Origin of the sequence: Methylobacterium phyllostachyos (assembly GCF_900103445.1) — a bacterium.
GTDB classification, from domain to species: Bacteria; Pseudomonadota; Alphaproteobacteria; order Rhizobiales; family Beijerinckiaceae; genus Methylobacterium; species Methylobacterium phyllostachyos.
In genome coordinates, this window is sequence record NZ_FNHS01000001.1 from 159,926 (window position 1) to 177,175 (window position 17,250).

At 60.1% G+C, this 17,250-nt stretch carries 13 protein-coding genes, 1 tRNA gene and 1 pseudogene; 10 read left to right on the forward strand and 5 right to left on the reverse strand.

What is annotated here, in order from left to right; all coding sequences use genetic code 11:
- Positions 1-99: 99 nt before the first annotated feature.
- A complete protein-coding gene (locus BLQ49_RS00720; protein ID WP_091712492.1) occupies positions 100-870 on the forward strand; it encodes an MOSC domain-containing protein in 771 nt (256 codons plus the stop codon).
- Between the two features lie 84 nt (positions 871-954).
- Positions 955-1,965: an NAD-dependent epimerase gene (locus BLQ49_RS00725; RefSeq protein WP_091712494.1), complete on the forward strand. Its 1,011-nt coding sequence runs from the start codon at positions 955-957 to the stop codon at positions 1,963-1,965.
- A 45-nt stretch (positions 1,966-2,010) separates the two neighbouring features.
- Here BLQ49_RS00725 and BLQ49_RS00730 read toward each other — a convergent pair whose 3' ends face one another.
- Entirely contained in the window at positions 2,011-2,778 is a 768-nt protein-coding gene (locus BLQ49_RS00730) for a collagen-like protein (RefSeq protein ID WP_244507377.1), read from the reverse strand.
- Between the two features lie 282 nt (positions 2,779-3,060).
- A complete protein-coding gene (locus BLQ49_RS00735) occupies positions 3,061-4,974 on the reverse strand; it encodes a putative bifunctional diguanylate cyclase/phosphodiesterase (protein ID WP_091713070.1) in 1,914 nt (637 codons plus the stop codon).
- Positions 4,975-5,278: 304 nt separating this feature from the next.
- Between BLQ49_RS00735 and BLQ49_RS00740 the strand changes: the two genes are divergently transcribed.
- Complete coding sequence (locus BLQ49_RS00740) at positions 5,279-6,346, forward strand: spore photoproduct lyase family protein (RefSeq protein WP_091712496.1); 1,068 nt, start codon at positions 5,279-5,281, stop codon at positions 6,344-6,346.
- A gap of 46 nt (positions 6,347-6,392) precedes the next feature.
- Positions 6,393-6,851 (forward strand): nucleoside deaminase, encoded by a 459-nt coding sequence (locus tag BLQ49_RS00745; protein WP_091712497.1) that lies wholly within the window; start codon positions 6,393-6,395, stop codon positions 6,849-6,851.
- Between the two features lie 4 nt (positions 6,852-6,855).
- On the opposite strand, the gene BLQ49_RS00750 is transcribed toward BLQ49_RS00745, so the two are convergent.
- Complete coding sequence (locus BLQ49_RS00750) at positions 6,856-7,167, reverse strand: ETC complex I subunit (RefSeq protein WP_167627595.1); 312 nt, start codon at positions 7,165-7,167, stop codon at positions 6,856-6,858.
- Positions 7,168-7,192: 25 nt separating this feature from the next.
- Positions 7,193-7,269, reverse strand: a tRNA-Pro gene (locus BLQ49_RS00755).
- 482 nt (positions 7,270-7,751) lie between these two features.
- On the opposite strand from BLQ49_RS00755, the gene BLQ49_RS00760 reads away from it, so the two are divergent.
- The 6 genes from BLQ49_RS00760 to BLQ49_RS00785 all read left to right on the forward strand — a co-directional run bounded on the left by BLQ49_RS00760 (position 7,752) and on the right by BLQ49_RS00785 (position 16,421).
- Positions 7,752-8,645 (forward strand): glycosyltransferase family 2 protein, encoded by an 894-nt coding sequence (locus tag BLQ49_RS00760; RefSeq protein WP_244507378.1) that lies wholly within the window; start codon positions 7,752-7,754, stop codon positions 8,643-8,645.
- A gap of 841 nt (positions 8,646-9,486) precedes the next feature.
- Entirely contained in the window at positions 9,487-10,206 is a 720-nt protein-coding gene (locus BLQ49_RS00765) for an FkbM family methyltransferase (RefSeq protein WP_091712503.1), read from the forward strand.
- Positions 10,207-10,333: 127 nt separating this feature from the next.
- The gene (locus BLQ49_RS00770) at positions 10,334-11,485 is read left to right on the forward strand and encodes a DegT/DnrJ/EryC1/StrS family aminotransferase (protein WP_091712505.1); all 1,152 of its coding nucleotides are present in this window, start codon (positions 10,334-10,336) and stop codon (positions 11,483-11,485) included.
- 576 nt (positions 11,486-12,061) lie between these two features.
- Positions 12,062-13,198, forward strand: coding sequence for a glycosyltransferase family 9 protein (locus BLQ49_RS00775; protein ID WP_091712507.1), 1,137 nt, complete (start codon positions 12,062-12,064; stop codon positions 13,196-13,198).
- A gap of 121 nt (positions 13,199-13,319) precedes the next feature.
- Positions 13,320-14,348: an acyltransferase family protein gene (locus BLQ49_RS00780; protein ID WP_091712508.1), complete on the forward strand. Its 1,029-nt coding sequence runs from the start codon at positions 13,320-13,322 to the stop codon at positions 14,346-14,348.
- 627 nt (positions 14,349-14,975) lie between these two features.
- Entirely contained in the window at positions 14,976-16,421 is a 1,446-nt protein-coding gene (locus BLQ49_RS00785; protein WP_091712510.1) for an oligosaccharide flippase family protein, read from the forward strand.
- Positions 16,422-16,439: 18 nt separating this feature from the next.
- On the opposite strand, the pseudogene BLQ49_RS00790 reads toward BLQ49_RS00785, so the two are convergent.
- Positions 16,440-17,133: pseudogene (locus BLQ49_RS00790) on the reverse strand (IS5 family transposase).
- Positions 17,134-17,250: the final 117 nt, after the last annotated feature.

A 17,250-nucleotide genomic window follows, 5' to 3' on the forward strand; every position in this document is an offset into this window, starting at 1 on the left:
TGATGGCCGCCGGTAGTCCGGATGTGGTGTTGCAATTGCGCACCACAAGACCCGGCAAAGCTCTTGCGCGACGGTTCATTTCAGGGCCACGCTGCACGCATGACCGCATCGATTCACATCAGCGCCCTCTATCGCTACCCGGTGAAGGGCCTGAGCCCCGAGCCCGTCGAACGGGTGGAGCTCGAGACCAGCGGCTTCTTCCCCGGCGACCGGCTTTACGCGATCGAGAATGGACCCTCGGGCTTCAACCCCTTGGCGTACCGGCATCAGCCGAAGACCAAGTACCTGATGCTCATGCGCGACGAGGCGCTGGCCCGCCTGCGGACCCGCTACGACGATGCCACGGCGACGCTCAACGTCGAGGGGTGCGGCGAACCGCAAGCCTTCCGGCTCGACACGGAGGCCGGGCGGGACGGCCTCGCCGATCTGATGCGGCGGTTCGTTCCCGAGAGCCTGCGCGGCGAGCCCAAGGTGCTCGCCGCCCCGCCGCAGCACCGCTTCACAGATTCACCGATCGGCTACGTCTCGCTGATCAACCGGGCGAGCGTGGCGGCCGTCGAGGACTACCTCGGAACGCCGGTCGATCCCCTGCGCTTCCGCGGCAACCTGCTGATCGAGGGATTGGCGCCCTTCGCCGAACTGGAGATGGTCGGCCGGGTGATCGAGGCGCCGAGCGGACTGCGGCTCAAGATCACCAAGCGGACGGTGCGCTGCGCGGCCACCAACGTCGATCCGGTGAGCGGCATCCGCGATTGCGACATCCCCTGGACCCTGGATGCGCGGCTTGGACACCGCGATCTGGGCGTCTACGCGGAGGTGATCGTTGGTGGCGCGCTCGCGCGGGGAGATGCGTTGCGGCCCATCGGCTGACCGCGGCAGCTATCTGGCAGGTTCAGTGGAAGGCCGTTAAAGAGCCCCCGCCCGCCGTGGCCCACTGCAGCACCGGATCGCGATATGACGACTGTACTGGTCACCGGGGCGGCGGGGTTCATAGGCTATCACGTCGCCAGGCGCTGTCTCGAAGCAGGCTGCGACGTCCTCGGGATCGACAATCTGAATGACTATTACGAGGTGGCCCTCAAGGAGGGCCGCCTCAAGGAACTCGCGCCCTATCAGGCTTTCACGTTCCGCAGGGTGGATCTGGCCGACCGCGTGGCCACGGAGGAGATCTTCCGGGCAGCGCCCTTCGACGCGGTCATCCATCTGGCCGCGCAGGCGGGCGTGCGCTACTCGATCGAGAACCCGCACGCCTACGCGAAGAGCAATATCGACGGTTTCCTCAACGTTTTGGAAGGGTGCCGGCACAACCACGTGGGCCACCTGCTCTACGCCTCGTCGAGTTCCGTCTATGGCGCGGTAACGCAGATGCCGTTCTCGGTCCACCAGAACGTCGATCATCCGGTCAGCCTCTACGCGGCGACCAAGAAGGCGAACGAACTCTTCGCCCACAGCTACAGCCACCTCTACGGCATTCCCTGCAGCGGGCTGCGGTTCTTCACGGTTTACGGCCCGTGGGGGCGGCCCGACATGGCGCTGTTCCTGTTCACGCGAGCGATCCTGGCGGATGAGCCGATCAAGGTGTTCGCCCACGGGCGGATGCAGCGTGATTTCACCTACATCGACGACGTGGTCGAAGGCATCGTCCGCCTCGCCGGGCTGCCGGCGCAGGCCAACCCGGCCTGGAACTCGGACGCCCCCGACCCCGGAAGCAGCAGCGCTCCCTACCGGCTCTACAACATCGGCACCCACCAGCCGGTGCAGCTCCTACGGCTGATCGAGGTCCTAGAGGATTGCCTGGGCCGCAAGGCGCGCAAGGACCTCCTTCCGATGCAACCGGGTGACGTACCCGCCACCTACGCGGATGTCGCGGATCTCACCGAGGCGGTCGGCTACGCGCCGAGCACCCCCATCGAGGTCGGCGTCGAACGCTTCGTCCGATGGTACCGCGACCACTACCGCGTCTGAGCGGGATCAGCCCGATGCGCGGAGTCCGCCTCGCGCCGGATCGGGTCAGTAGCGATCCTCCGAGGTGACGCCTCCGCCCGGCTGCACTTCGGGCGACGGCTCCGGGCCCGGTGCGTCGCGCTCCGGGCGCGGTCTGGCCACATTCCGCCGGGGCGCCGGTGTCGCTCTTGGGGGGACGTTGACGACCGCGGCCTTCCCCGGCGGCCCAGCCGGGCCCGGAGCCCCCCGGGGACCGGCTGGGCCCGCGGGGCCCGACGGCCCGGGCGGGCCTTTATCGCCGACGCTCCCCGCCTCACCCACCGGACCGCGCGGGCCGGGCTCACCCTGAGTGCCCGGGGGGCCGGACGCGCCCGCTTGCCCGGGTGTCCCGGGCGGACCTGGCGGCCCCATCGCACCCCGTTCGCCGGTGAGGCCGATCTCTCCCCGCGGACCGACCTCACCCCGGGCGCCCTGGGGTCCGGCGGGACCGGTCAATCCAGGGGCCTGCGGCCCCTGCTGGCCGCAGCCGCTGACCACGACATCGCGGGATTGCTTCGGCGTCCGGATGGTCGCGATACAGGTCGCCGGGTGGTACACCACGCGGAACTCGAAATAGCCGCTGCTGTCCGTCCGCTGCGGGAACCGGCCGTCCAGAGTGATCTCGGTGTCCGGATCATCCGCATAGCCGATGATCCAGAGGTCGCCGCCGGTGATCTTGGCCGCCTCGATACGCATCTCGGCGCGCACGGGCGTCGCCCACGCCGCCGCCAGGGCGCCGATCCAGCAGAGGGCGTAGCGCTGACGCAGGGTGCGCATGGCAATATCGATGATCATGTGCGGGCCACCATGCCGGACGGCCTGGGTTAATCAATAACCAAATGAATAGGTCGAATGTGGAAAACACCGGTTTTCCAAGGGCGATTATTTGAGATGTGATTTCCGGTCGTGAATGGCCGTCGATGCCCGCCCGGTCGACGGCATCACCCGGCCGGTTCATCGGCGTCCGCTTCGGTCGGGAACGACCCTTGCTGGGTTACGCCCGTAGCAAGCCCCGCGTCGCCGGAGCGTTCACCGGCGGGCCCTCACAATGCCGTCACCGGGCTACCCTGCCGCCGCTCAGGCCGCCGCGATACGGGCGGGGAACAGGGTGGCTTCAAGGACCGATTCCGGCATGGGACGGCCGAGGTGATAGCCCTGGAGGAACGGGCATCCCATCGTCTGCAGGATCCGCAGCTCTTCGTCCGATTCCACCCCCTCGGCGACAACCTCCAGTCCGAGCAGGCGCCCGAGCCCGAGGACCGCGAGGACCAGCCCACGCTTGTCGTCGCAGGTGCCAAGGCCCGTGACGAAGCTCCGATCGATCTTGATCCGGTCTGCGCGAAGCTGGCGCAGCGACGACAGCGACGAGTAGCCGATGCCGAAATCGTCGAGGGCTACCCGGATGCCCGCCCGCGAAAGGGCCTGAAGCTTGCCCTGGACGGCGCCGATATCGAGTGCCGTCTCCTCGGTGATCTCGATCTCCAGCAGCGCGGGCGGCAGATCGAGGGCCTGCAGCCGCTCGATGACGATCTCGTCCACCGGCACCTGCGCCATCTCCCGGGGCGAGACGTTCATGGCGACGCGGACCGTCCCGAGCCCCCGGCTGCGCAGGATCTGCATCATCGCGCAGACCTGTTCGAGGATGTAGCGCAGCAGCGACTCGGTCAGACCGGCGGTCGCCGCGGTGGCGATCAGATCGGGCGGCGCGATCCAGCCGAGCCGCGGATGCTGCCATCGCACCAGCGCCTCGAGCCCCACCAGCGTCTCCGCATCCATGGCGTAGATCGGCTGGAACCAGACTTCGAGCGCGGCTTCGGCGAGCGCCGTGGAGAGGTCGCGCTCAAGGTCGCGGCGGGTCTCCAGCCGTTCGCGCAGCCCCGCATCGAACATCCGGTAGTGATTCCGGCCGGCGGCTTTCGCGGCGTACAGCGCCACATCGGCGCAGCTGAGCATCTCGGTCAGGCTCGGCTCCGGATCGGCATGAATGCCGATGCTGACCCCCAGACGCCCGGCATCGAAACCGTCGAACGGCTGCGCGACCGCCGCGACGAGGTGTGCAGCCATCGCCTCGCAGGGCACGCCGGAGGCGGCCGGATCGTAGAGCACCGCGAATTCGTCGCCGCCGAGCCGGGCCGCTAGACCGTTCGCAGGCAGCGCGGCGCCGATCCGCCGCGCGACCTCGACCAACACGCGGTCGCCGGCCTTGTGGCCATACACGTCATTGATGACCTTGAAGCCGTCGAGGTCGAGCAAGAGCAGGCTGACCGGGCCCGAACGCAGGCGCATCTCCGCCTGCTGAATGAAACCTGCGCGGTTCAGGAGGCCGGTCAGGTCGTCGTGCGTGGCGCGCCAACGCATTTCGTCGGCCAGGGCGCTCGCGCTCGCATGAGCCTCGGCGCGCGAGCGCGCCAGCGCCGTGGCCTCGTTCTTGATCCGGCTCACCTCGCGGAAGGTCGCTTCGCTGCGGAACGCCGTGTTCATCAGCGCCAAGAGGTAGAGCAGCACGCAGGCCGCGAGGCAGTTCCGGTCGAAACCACCCGCGGCGACCAAGCAGAATGTGACGGCGAGCAGCGGGGGCAGGATGAAGCCCAGCGGAATCCGGGCATAGGCCGTACCATGCGTCACGGCGCCGGCGGTGATGCCACAGGTGATCGCGAGGTAGAACAGGGTCTGCGCGGAGGTATAACCGTCACAAAGCAGGGGCTGGCAGGCCCAGACCAAGCCGGACAGGCACGCTGCAGCAATACACACCCGCAGATGCCGGTCGATCGATTGTGCGGTCCTGGCTGTCAGCTCCGGCGAGGCGTCGGCCGTCAGGGTGAGCCCGAAGCAAGGCATGCGGCAAAGGCAGATCCGCAGGAGGTTGGCGCCCGTCGAGACCGCAAACCAGACGGCACCGGCCTCGCCGTGTCCGCTCCGGCAGGCGACCACGGTGCTGGCCAGGCCGAGCAGCATGTTGACCGGAATCGCCGCGAGGGTGCTGCCGCGCATCGCCTCAAGCTGATCCCGCCGGACCAGCGCGTAAGCGCGTGATTCCTCGGGATCGACCGTGGCATCCGGATCGGGCAGCCGCCAGCCAGATGCTTCCTGCTCACGAACACTCATCGCGCGTCCAATCAGAGGCGTATGATCATCCGCGGAGACTCATAAAATATCGTTGCAGGACGATGCCCGGAAACAATTTGTCGGCGATGCGCAAGCTTCGCGGGGTCGGGACGTCGCGTCGCAAGCCATTCCGACCGTATGAGCCGGCACCATATCGTATCGCAGGCCGGTCCCGGGCCCTGGATCCATCATGGCCCTCACGCGCGATCTTCTCGATATCCAGACGATCTACCACGAGGCGGCGGTGCAGGATTTTCCCCTGGGTAAGGAAATCCTGGCGCGCTTTCCCGAAGCCGCCCGGATCATCGTGCCGTCGCATTGGAACATCCCCGCGCTGCACGGGAATGCCGGATCGGTCGAGGATTGGGTGCGGATCAAGCGCTCGACCCTGGTCCTGGGCGTCAAGAAGGGCCTGTCCATGCGTCCGAATGGGCGCAGCGCCCATTTCATCGCGCCCTCGACCTCCATCGGCTGCGCCATGGCTTGCGCCTACTGCTACGTGCCGCGCCGCAAAGGTTTTTCGAACCCGATCTCGCTGTTCGTGAACATCGAACAGGCCTGCGCTGCGATCGCCCGGCATGCCGGGCGCCAGGGGCATCTGCCTGAACCCGACACCATCGATCCCGAATGCTGGGTCTACGATATCGGCGAGAACGGCGACCTCTCGGTGGATGCCGCCGTCAGCAGCGGGGTCGGGAGCATGATCGCGCTGTTTCGCAACCTGCCTAATGCCAAGGCGTCCTTCGCCACCAAGGCCGTGAACCGTACCCTGCTGGACTACGACCCGCAGGGCAAGACGCGGATCCGTTTCTCGCTCATGCCCGCCCGCATCGCCAAGGTCGTCGATGTCCGGACCACGCCGATCCCGGAGCGGATCGCCGCCATCGACGACTTCGTGGCGGCTGGCTACGAGGTTCACGTCAATTTCTCCCCGGTGATCCTCTACGAGGGCTGGGAGGAGGATTGGCGCGCGCTTTTCGCCGAGATCGACGGCACGCTCACGGACGCCGCCAAGGCGCAGCTCAAGTGCGAAATCATCATGCTGACCCACAACGCGGATCTGCACGCGGTCAATCTGGGCTGGCACCCGCGCGCCGAGGACCTGCTCTGGCGGCCCGACATCCAGGAGGTCAAAGTCTCGGAGGGAGGGGGAGTCAATCTGCGCTACCGGACCGGTTGGAAGGGCCAGTGGCTCGCCCGCTTCAAGGCACTGCTCGCCGAAGCCCTGCCGTATTGCGCCGTGCGCTATGCGTTCTGAACCTCCGGCCCATGCGGGCGTTGAGACGCGAGCACGGGGCACAGCCATGTCGACACACGAGGCCTTCATCGGTGCGGCCGTCACCCTCGCCGCGGAGAACGTCGCGGCCGGCGGAGCACCCTACGGGGCGGTGATCGTGCGCGACGGCGCCGTCCTCGTACGGGCGGCCAACACCGTCCACACGACGAACGATCCGAGCGCCCATGCCGAGATGGAGGCATTGCGGGAGGCGAGTCGGATCCTGGGCCGCCGTGACCTCTCCGATTGCGTGATGTACGCAAGCGGACGCCCCTGCCCCATGTGCCATGCTGCGATGCGGCTCGCGGGCTTCAAGCGCGGGTACTTCGCCTTCTCGGCCGAGGAAGCCGAGCAGTATGGGGCCGGCAGCGCGACGATCTACGCCGAACTGTGCCAATCCCTCGATTCGCAGCCGATGCAGCTCAGCCAGATCCGGCCGGACGGCGAAGCGCCCTACGCCGCGTGGCGCGCGCGCCGGCGAGCCTGACGCGTCAGTGCGTCCAGGGCGCGGTCCGGTTGAACTTGAAATTATCGGAGTAGGACAAGCCCTTGCGGGCGGCAGGTTTCGCAGGCTGCTCGACACGATAGGCGATGCCCTCGCGCTTGGCGTAGGCCACAGCCTCGTCCTCGGTCTCGAATTCGAGGCGGACCTGCTGCATCATGTCGGAGGAACCGTTCCAGCCCATCAGCGGATCAATCTCGCGCGGGCTAGTCCGGTCGAACTCCAGAACCCACTGCTTCGTCCGGGCAAGGCCCGACTGCGTGGCATCCCGAGACGGACGGAAGATGCGGGCGCTCGGCATCTGAGACGACATGCTCCTGATCGAATGGTCGGGGCGATAGGATTCGAACCTACGACCCCCTGGTCCCAAACCAGGTGCGCTACCAGACTGCGCCACACCCCGACACCCCATTACGGGCTCAGATCCCTACCGTTTCGGCCGCCAGCCCGCAAGGCGAACATGGGTCTCTCACTGCGCAATGCGCGCATTTGGCCGCCCTGGGCGCCCGGGGTACCCGCAACCCTTGCGAGATTGGGGCGAGCGGACGGCGCGATAGTTCGTACGGAAGATGTCCCGTGACGGGGCGGGACCGGCGTCGCGAACCCGGTGAAGGATTGGTCCCGTCGCCCAGCCATGCGCCCCGCGTCACCGGTCGACCACGTCCTCCCTTGGAGCGTCCAGCGCCAAGAAGCAGCCATCGGCATCTCATCCGAGATGAGAGGATGCATGGGACGAAGCCCCCTCTCAGGCACGCAGGATACGAGAGCGGGATCCAGACCTGTGAGACGTTCGACCTGTCGCGGGCACAGGTAGCTCTGGACCTTAAACGTTGCTCGGGATAAACTTGATAACAACGTATCGGACTACTGAGTTAAGTATATATGTTGGCAAATCCGCTGAAAATCGCCGTCGTGATTGCCAGCAAGGGCAGGCCCCTCGAGCTCGCGCAACGAACAGGGCTGCTCGCCGAGCAAACCCGCCCACCGGTCACGGTTGTGTATTCGGTGACCGGTGAGTCGGATCTGCCCAAGAGGAGCGATCTGTATCCGACGCACACGGTCGTCATGGGGCCTGCGGGCGCCGCCCGTCAGCGCAACAGGGGCATGGAGGTTGTTCTCGACGCCTGCGACCTGATTGCCTTCCTGGACGACGACTACGTCCCTGCGCCGTGGTGCCTTGAGGCCATGGCGGACTTCATGGCGAGGTTCCCGACCGTGGTCGGTGCGAACGGCACATTACTTGCCGACGGCATCATGACGGCCGGCATCGAACTGGACGAGGCCATCGGGATGGTTCGGAGCTCGACGCCGAACGGCAGTGCGGATCCCAGGATCGAGTGGGATCTGACCGGCCTGTACGGCTGCAATATGGTCTTTCGTGCGTCGTCCCTCAGCGATATCAGATTCGATGAGAAATTACCTCTCTACTCCTGGCAGGAGGATATCGATTTCGCCGCACAGGCCGCCAAGCATGGTCGGCTCGTCAAAACCAGCGCCTTCGTGGGCGTCCATCAGGGTGTCAAGAGATCACGATCGTCGGGCCTGCCGTTCGGGTACTCCCAGATCGCGAACCCGATCTACCTAATGAAAAAAGGTACGATGCCTTGGTCCTTCGGGCTCAAACTGATCGCGAAGAATATCGCCAGCAATCACCTTAAATCGCTACGGCCTGAGCCGTGGGTCGATCGTACGGGTCGGGTTCGCGGCAACTGGCTCGCATTTCGCGATTTGCTTTCAGGCCGGCTCGATCCCGAGAACATCTTGCGGATCAAGCCGTGACGAATTGCTGAAAACCTTATCCCGTTCCCTGGGTCAGCTTGCCCGCGTCGTTCCGGCGGGCGGGCGCGATGCCGCCGGTAATCCGACGGGATGTAGCGCGTCGTCATCGAACTGCCTTCCGAGGCAAGGTCCCGCCGCGGATCCGCCGTTTGGCGACGACGAACCGGAAACGACAGACGATCATCCGCGGATCGCCAGCGTCCGAAGGTCTCACCGCAACGAATGCGCTTACTGAATCGCGCCATGCAGTGCGATGAACGTGGTCCGCCGAAATCGATCGATCCAGACATCGCAAGCACGGCACCTGCGGAGCGATGTCGGATCATTCCACCGATATCGGGCGAAGTACGAGCCGATTGGGTTCCGTCGTCTAAAGGAGCCAACCTGCACCATCGAGACAGATTCCGCGCCGCAGCGAAACGAAAGCCGGGTGTCGGCCCCGCTTATTTCAACCGCGCATGAGCGAGCGGCAGGATAGTCTTCGCAGCGCCATACGTTCCAGCGAGCCCAGCTCGCCCAAACTCTCATCCACCGCGATCACCATGACGCGCCAATTCATCACCCGACAGGTGGCATCCAAGCGCGTCCAAGGTTCGGCTAGGCCGAACCATCATTTGATCCACCCGACGCAGACCCAAACCTTGCTTCCCTGACCGTGCCTCCCCGACTGCAGCAAGCCTCTCAGACTGACACGGCAATTCCGGCATGAAAAAAGCATGGCGATTCCCCGCAGACTGATATATGCAGCCGGTATATGCACCACCTTCGCCCGAAGACTTAATTAATCGCTTACAAATTGCAATTCGAGATGGATGCCGCCTAGCAACTCACGGAGTGATAGATGGGAAGGCTCTCCACTATAGCAAATCGGCGTGTAAAAAATTTGTTTCGCAGATTGGGCTATGATTTATACCGCAGGCGACCCAACATCTACGACTTCCTCCGGGCTCGGGAAGTCGATCTTTTCCTCGACGTCGGGGCCAATAGCGGCCAAACAGGTCTTCGGTTACGGCAATTAGGCTACGAAGGGAAAATCGTCTCCTTCGAGCCCGTGGGTGATGCTTTCCGACACCTCAAGGGGCATTCCGAACAAGATGCAAACTGGCAAGCCCATAACTTTGCCCTCGGCGACGTACGCAGAACCTCGTCCATCAATGTAAGTGAAAACAGCGTCTTCACGTCTCTCCTCGCCCAAACGCCGGAGGCCCAGCGCTACGACACCGCAGCAATAGTTGCACATAAAGAAACCATCAACATCGAACGTCTCGATGATATTTACGAACCTTATTCCGACAGCCGGGTATTTCTTAAAATTGTGACGCAAGGTTATGAACGGCGGGTCCTAGCCGGCGCCCAACGATCGCTCCAGAAAATTGTTGGCGTCGAACTCATACTTCCTTTGGTGCAAATCTACGAAGACAACTGGTCGATTGCCGAAGCATTCTCCCATATGGAGGATCTAGGCTTCACATTGGCGCAAATCGACAGCGAGATCTATGGAAAGTCGGACCCGACTTGTCTTCTTGAAGCTTACTGTATCTTTCGACGGATCGATCAGTGATTGCTGCAGTCATTCGACTGCACATCGATGACGCCGACACTATGAAACTGCCCTGTGGCGAGATGCTTTGCCCCACGGCGATCGCCTGAACCCCAAGGGTCGTCAGATCAAGCACGGAGCAAGGGTTATGACGCGTACCGGCTGGCGGGAGATGCATGCCCTGGCCCGGGTTATTCAGAGCGGTCACCTGATGCGGTACAGCAACGATGCCGGGGGCTTCGCGGCGCGTTTCGAAGCCGCACTTGGTTCTAAAATCGGCGTCAAGCACGTTCTGGCCGTCAACAGCGGGACAAGTGCCCTGATCACCGCACTCGTCGCAGCCGGGATCGGACCGGGCGATGAGGTTCTGATCCCGGCCTACACGTGGGTTGCCACAGCGGCTGCGGTTGTCGCGGTCGGTGCGATCCCGATCTTGGTCAACATCGACGAAAGCATGACAATCGACGCCCGGGAAGCAGAGGCGAAAATTACCAGTCGAACGCGCGCCATCGTAGGCGTGCATATGCTCAATCTCGTTTGCGATCTCGATAGCATCGGCGAGATGGCCCGCAAGAACGGGATCCTTGTCATTGAAGACGCGGCTCAGGCCGTCGGAGTTGAGTACAAGCACGGACGCGTCGGAGCGTTCGGCCATGTGGGTATCTTCAGTTTCAATCAATTCAAGAACATCAGCGCAGGCGAAGGCGGTGCGATTCTAACGAATAACCGCACCGTCTTCACGCGTGCCCGCATCTACCATGATGTGGGCAGTTATACCCGCAACACCGAGCTTGATGTTCAAGAACCGTTCTTCGCAGGAGTGAACTACCGGGTGTCCGAGCTGACCGGCGCTGTGCTTTACGCACAATTGTCTCGACTAGACCGGATTATTCGGCGGCTTAAGGAGCGCCGGAAAATTATGGTACGGCAGCTGCAATCATGTAAAAGTATCCGGATCGCACCGCACCACGACACGGAAAACGCCGCCGGCTTGGTTGTCTCTTTCGAAGATCGGCGCCAAGCAGTCAAATTTTCCGAGCAGCGCGGCGTTGAGCACCTCGCCGCGTCCGGCCGGCACATTTTCTCCAATTGGATCCCGATCATGGAGCAACGGACGCACGATGTGCGGTCCAACCCATACCGATCTGACAGGCGAAACATCGTCTACGATCCTGAGGATTTCAGGATTACCTCCGATATCCTCGACCGAAGCTGTCGAATCTTCCTCGGCGTCAATCATCCGAGAGCCATCGTGTATGCGCAGGCGAAGTGGCTCACGAGAGCCGCGAGTGCCTTGTAACGCTTTGTCGCCAGCGGATACCGCCAGCCTGGTCCGAAAGAGCAGGTTCAAACCCGAGTTAGCGATTTGCCGGTGTTAGGAGAGCCACGTGGCAATGGCTGGGACCTCAGTACGCGTCGCGCCAAAACCATCTCATGAAGTCGCGCCCTGATGCTGAGCTCATAGGAGTTCAACCGGAGCCTCGCGCATGACCCGACGGGCATCGAACTGGCGGACGTCGAGCTACCCTGGATGATGGACATGGGCGGCCGAGGAATAGCGGGTTCCCGTGTCCAGCCGTCGTCAATTACGAGCCGGCTCCTGCTCCGGCGTCCTCGATCCATCGGCCGCGAGCAAACGCGACACCGCCGAACACAAGCCAAGCGTCAGACCACGCGTCCGGACCAAATACCCAACCGCTATCAGGGAACCGTTGGCCAATCCCCTGTACCAGCTGTCCGACACCACGGACTAGGTACTTCGATCCGGGGTAAAACACTAGCGCCGCGCAACAACAGCTTGATTGATCCAGTGCTTCGAATTACTGCGGTATAAATTATCCCGCATAAATCGCCGTGAACGCTGGAGAGTGCCTGCATGACAAGGTCGAGCGGCAACAGTCACTTGATCGACCGTTGGGCCGGCCGCATCTTCGCCCAGCGGTTTCGCTACGCAGTCAAAAAAGACCAACTGCCACTCAGTCCCCGGAGGGTTGGAATCATACAACCCACCGCGATCGGAGATACCCTGATCAGCTCCGCCGCGATCCGGCAAATCGTAGAATTTTATCAAGACGCAGAAATTACGATTCTTCACGGCAGCAACAATTTGGCCGCATTAAAGTTGTTGAATTTTCCAGTAACCCTGGTCGCCTGCAATTTTCGCAACCCGCTTAAGGCAAGACGGCAAATCATTGCGCAGGCGTTCGATCTGATCGTAGATCTGACACCTTGGCCTTACGTTACGGCTATCTGCGCGCGCGCGGCGCCGTTCGCCATTGGTTTCGCACCACCCGATTCATCGAGGCATTATTTATTTGATATCGCAATCAGACACGATGCCAACGATCATGAGCTCGCCAATCTGGAGCGCCTCCGAAGTTTGTTTCCTCGATGCGACAAGCAACCGGTTCACCCAGTATCGCCAAATGCGGTAAGACCCGATTTGTCGAGAAGCAATACCGTTTATCTGCACCCATTCGCTGGCGGCAGGCGTGCGCATGAGAAGTCTTGGCCAGTTGGCCACTGGGTCGAACTAGCATCTATGTTAGCTAGTGAAGGATTCGATCTATGCATCACTGGCGGCAAGGCGGACGTCAATGCCGTGAGCGAAATCATCGACGCCATGACGAATGCCGGGGTCATGGTGACCTCATTGTGCGGGAAGACCTCGCTTGCGGAACTGGCGTCCCTTCTGACGAGCGCGAAACTGCTGGTATCGGTCGACACTGGCGTGGTTCATCTCGGTAGCGCCTGCAATGCTCGTGTGTTGAGCTTGCACGGGCCCACCTCGTCAAAGCGATGGGGCGCCTGGGGAAGCCAAGGCCATAGCGTCGATTCACCACACCCTGACGCGGGGTATATCATTTATGGATTTGAAGATCTTGGCCGCCCGGATGTAACAATGCAGGCAATTACCGCGTCTGAAGTTTTTCAGACGGCGATGACAATCGTGAGCAACGACGGTAAAGATCCGATCGCATTGGCCAATGACTCAACCGAAAAAGGTAAGTAATTCATAAATCACTGCGTTGATAACATCTGTTTTTGTGTATCGATCATTAATCGTCGCACAGGTATCGGCTCATCATGCGCTAGTCCTCGGCGGTGAGGGGGAAGAGAGGGGAGATGCGCGAATGAAGTATAATTTGCAGGCCCTTCGCGCATATGCAGCAGTCTCCGTCGTGATGCACCATATCCTGTTTTCAGTCCAAAACTACCTTGCTGTCGGTTTGATAGCCCGAGATTATATGGTCGGCTCGACAGGTGTACATGTCTTCTTCGTCATCAGTGGATATGTCATTACGCTGACCACCCGAAAAATGGAGTCTATCAGCAGCTTCATTCATCTTCGTTTTTCTCGGGTGGTGCCGGTATACTGGCTCCTGACCGCCCTCACAGCGTTGATGGTATTATGCGGGTTCAAACTCTTCGGGCTTCACGATATCAAGCCCAGCAGTATAGCAGCATCCTTTTTCTTCTTGCCTGACTTTGTGAATGGGCAACTAATAAAACCCATACTTTTTGTAGGCTGGACACTTGAATATGAAATCTTTTTCTATTTTCTTTTTGGTCTTTGCATGGTTTTCAAGCGTAATTTGGACGCCCTGATCGTATCGTCCTTAATCCTAATGCTTTGGATAAGCGCCCACTTTATTCAAAATGAGTACATCGATTTTTACGGCGATGATTTGATCTTATGTTTTGTTTTGGGGATCGCAATATTTTTTGCTGAAAAGCATGTTACATTGCCTGCAACTGCATGTTACTTTGGATTATGCGCTGGTTTCGTAGGGCTGTTTACCATTGATGTTGATCATTTGGCGTTCAAGAACCTGATTGTTGTGGGCGCCTCGGCCTTGTTGGTTTTCTCTGCCCTTCAGCTGGAAACTAATCGCAAGACGGTCGGCCGCGGTTTCATAAGTCGACAAGGCGACGCAAGCTATTCCCTTTATTTGATACACCCGTTCGTCCTTCAATTTATCGGAAAATTGTCAATCGTCTTCGGCCTGAACACCACAGCGTCGGGTTTACTCATTACCGCAATAGCCATGCTCGTGTTTAGTATCGCAGTCGGCTACATTTTCCACCGTACCATCGAACGTAGACTAATCCGTGCTTTCCGACAGCGGACTCCGATCGCTCTGGCAGAAAACCGCGGCTAAGCTGACTCAGCCCCGGGATCGTTAAAGGCTCGCATCAGGAATGAGTCATAACGATTGGTTGCATCTAAATAGCCCACACGATTTTCTGAGTTGCACAACTCTCCTGCTGTCGAATTTATAAACGCACGCCCTTCTTTAATCAAAGTCGACCTAACCACGGAGGTATTGATGCGCCTAAATAATCAGCCCGAAACTAAACAGATTGCGCCGATAGAACCCTTTCGATCCAAGTTTTCAAACCCGTGGCCGTCTCTATCTAATGTGCGCCTGACATAAAATACACAAAACCCGCGTATTCATGCCCTACTATGCGAAAGGACCATTCCATCAAACGAGATCGAGCCGTCGTAAGGCAAGCTTTATTTTTTTTAGCTAGGATCAAGGATATGGACGGAGCGGTAGCTTGTGCCCTGCCGACGAAGCTGTTGATAAAAGGTTCAATAGATGGTTTTTCTGCGGAACTGATTTCACTGGGCAAATCTATGATCTAATTGCGACGGGCATGCGAGAGGTATTGGGGCCGTTTTAAATCAATCATCGCTGAATTCCGGACTTATCTTTCGAAACTACGTTGTCGAGCTACCTGCGAATTAACGTGACTTTGGCTAAATAACACTCTAAGCAGGGGTGCTTGAGGATTTTTCATTGATTCAGAACCGAAATTTCGTCGCCCTTTTGGTTGTCTTCTCGCGAGCATGGGGCCAGCTCTGCGGCGGTGCGCTGCTTTTTGTCGCCGGGAGACTTCTCACACTCGATGAGTTCGGCGCCTTTGCTGTCGCCTCGGCATTGTCGATGATGTTTAGCCAATGGGTGGGTGTTGGTGCTTACGAGAGGATCATCAGCTCACATAACGATGATCGGGCTGTGCAGACCTCATTTATCGTCAGCAGCGCTGGCTCGATCGCGTTGGTGATAATCACAATTATCATCTCACAGCTCGCACGCTTGTCTTTTTCCGAAAGTAATATTCCAACTCTGGTACTGTTACTAGCGTTCTTAGGCTTGCCGAGTTCCTGGAGAAGCACCGGTGAAGCAATTCTCATCGGAGGTCATCGACTTGGCGTTTTGGCTCTCTGCTCCGTCATACTGGATACAACGGCCTTAGTTGTGAGCTGCGTGTTATTGTTGCTGGACAAAGGCGTATATTCCCTGATCATCGGAAGGTATTTCCAATTCGGGTTCGGAGGAATACTGCTTCTAGCAGCCAGCGGCTTTCGCTATAACCAACGCCTAGTCGTTCGAGATGAGATTGCCACCATATACAAGCTCTGGAGATCCATGATTGCGGATCGGATCTTAATCTATTTTCAAAATTATTCCGCCGATCTTCTCCTTGGTTTTATGCTCGGCCCTGCTTCAGCAGGCATCTACCGAATTTCAGTCCGGATGGTTCAACTTCTCAGCTCACTGGTATCGGAGCCGCTGAGACCTTTATGCTGGAAGATGCTATCGCGTAAATTTGAAAAGAAGGAGGATCTCGCCACTTCCTCGGAGGAAATTATTGGTGCCTACTTCATGATCTTAACAGGGCCGCTGTGCGTCCTTGCTTTTTTTGGCGGCGATGTAGCCCAAATCATTTTGGGTCCTGCGTGGTCAGAAGTTGGGACCGTCGTTTTCTTCCTTTCATTAGCATCCGTGGTTACGATCCCAGTTTTGGTCTCGGAGCCGATCCTTGGGGTGACTGGGGCGATATCGAGTTTGCCAGTTATCCGTGGCAAAATCGTCCTCTTAAGTGTTGGCGCGATGGTGGCGTCCGCCTATTACGGTCCCATAGCCGTGGCAGTATCCCAACTTGTCGTAGCTATCATTTCAGTCATAATTTTTCAAAAGGCTCTTTATAAATATGCGCATGTTCGTTTAGGCGCTTACCTATCAAACATCGAATGGGCAGCAGCTTCCGCGGTTTTCGCAGTCGTGCTTGGGCTGGCTATCAATAAGCAATCCCTGGTAGTGAATCGCTATGTTGTTTGTCTCCTCGAGACTGGCCTTTCGGTGATGGCTTATTTTCTGATCCTTTTACTCAAGAAAAACTGTCGCTCAAAGATTTTTAAACTGGCGCAGCTTGCTACCTAGGTTTTGAACCGATCAGCATCAGAAAGCGATGATGGTCGCCGAGGTGACGACTAAGGCGTCGTTGCGAGCAAGCTTGTCGTACTGGATGGCGGTGCGGCGGAGGTCCTCAAGGCGGCTAAACGGCACCGCGATGCGCTAGCGCTCCCGGTAGCGCCGCTTGTCCTAGAGGATCCTACTCTCATGCGGCCGTGCTTGCCCGGGATGATCGGCTTGATGCCGCTTCTGCGTAGGTCAGCGCGGGGTCAATCGGCGTCGTAGCCGTTGTCGGCGCTCAGACGGCGGATACCGCCAGGCGCTTCGGCGAGGACGGCCGGAGCGCCAATGACATCGCTGGCGCTGCCAAGCGTCAGCAGGAGCAGTCGGGCCGGCCGAGGACGTCAGTGAGTGCATGGATCTTGTTAGTCTGGCAGCCGCGCGACGGGCCGATGGCCTGGGCCCCCTTTCCCGCTGCGCGCCAAGCGATGTGCTCGCACCTAGGGGCTATCGATGGCAACCGCCTGGCCCGACCAGCCGGCCTTGGCCAGGACGGCCAACATCGCCCTTCAGAAGCGACGCCGGGGCCAGGCGGTTGAAGCGGTTGTAGACGGTCGTGCGAGGCCCATACGCGGCTGGGGCAGGCACGCTAGCGGCAGCCCGAGGTGAGCTCGCAAGGGCACCGGAGATGATCTGCCGGTCGTACTTCCTCCCCGGTCCGGGCTGATGCTTCAGCCATGAATTGGGCCTTCACCGCCCAATGCTCATCTGAGAGCCAGAACAGTTACGCCACCGCCGCTTCCACGCTATAAGCGGTGGTGCTGTATTGCTCATCCACTGCCTCTGCAACGCGTTG

What these genes read in the sequence shown, in the direction of transcription:
- BLQ49_RS00720 (WP_091712492.1), top strand. Translation starts at nt 100, where the DNA reads ATGACCGCATCGATTCACATCAGCGCCCTCTATCGCTACCCGGTGAAG.
- BLQ49_RS00725 (WP_091712494.1), top strand. Translation starts at nt 955, where the DNA reads ATGACGACTGTACTGGTCACCGGGGCGGCGGGGTTCATAGGCTATCAC.
- BLQ49_RS00730 (WP_244507377.1), bottom strand. Translation starts at nt 2,778, where the DNA reads ATGATCATCGATATTGCCATGCGCACCCTGCGTCAGCGCTACGCCCTC.
- BLQ49_RS00735 (WP_091713070.1), bottom strand. Translation starts at nt 4,974, where the DNA reads ATGCGCGGCAGCACCCTCGCGGCGATTCCGGTCAACATGCTGCTCGGC.
- BLQ49_RS00740 (WP_091712496.1), top strand. Translation starts at nt 5,279, where the DNA reads ATGGCCCTCACGCGCGATCTTCTCGATATCCAGACGATCTACCACGAG.
- BLQ49_RS00745 (WP_091712497.1), top strand. Translation starts at nt 6,393, where the DNA reads ATGTCGACACACGAGGCCTTCATCGGTGCGGCCGTCACCCTCGCCGCG.
- BLQ49_RS00750 (WP_167627595.1), bottom strand. Translation starts at nt 7,167, where the DNA reads ATGCCGAGCGCCCGCATCTTCCGTCCGTCTCGGGATGCCACGCAGTCG.
- BLQ49_RS00765 (WP_091712503.1), top strand. Translation starts at nt 9,487, where the DNA reads ATGGGAAGGCTCTCCACTATAGCAAATCGGCGTGTAAAAAATTTGTTT.
- BLQ49_RS00770 (WP_091712505.1), top strand. Translation starts at nt 10,334, where the DNA reads ATGACGCGTACCGGCTGGCGGGAGATGCATGCCCTGGCCCGGGTTATT.
- BLQ49_RS00775 (WP_091712507.1), top strand. Translation starts at nt 12,062, where the DNA reads ATGACAAGGTCGAGCGGCAACAGTCACTTGATCGACCGTTGGGCCGGC.
- BLQ49_RS00780 (WP_091712508.1), top strand. Translation starts at nt 13,320, where the DNA reads ATGAAGTATAATTTGCAGGCCCTTCGCGCATATGCAGCAGTCTCCGTC.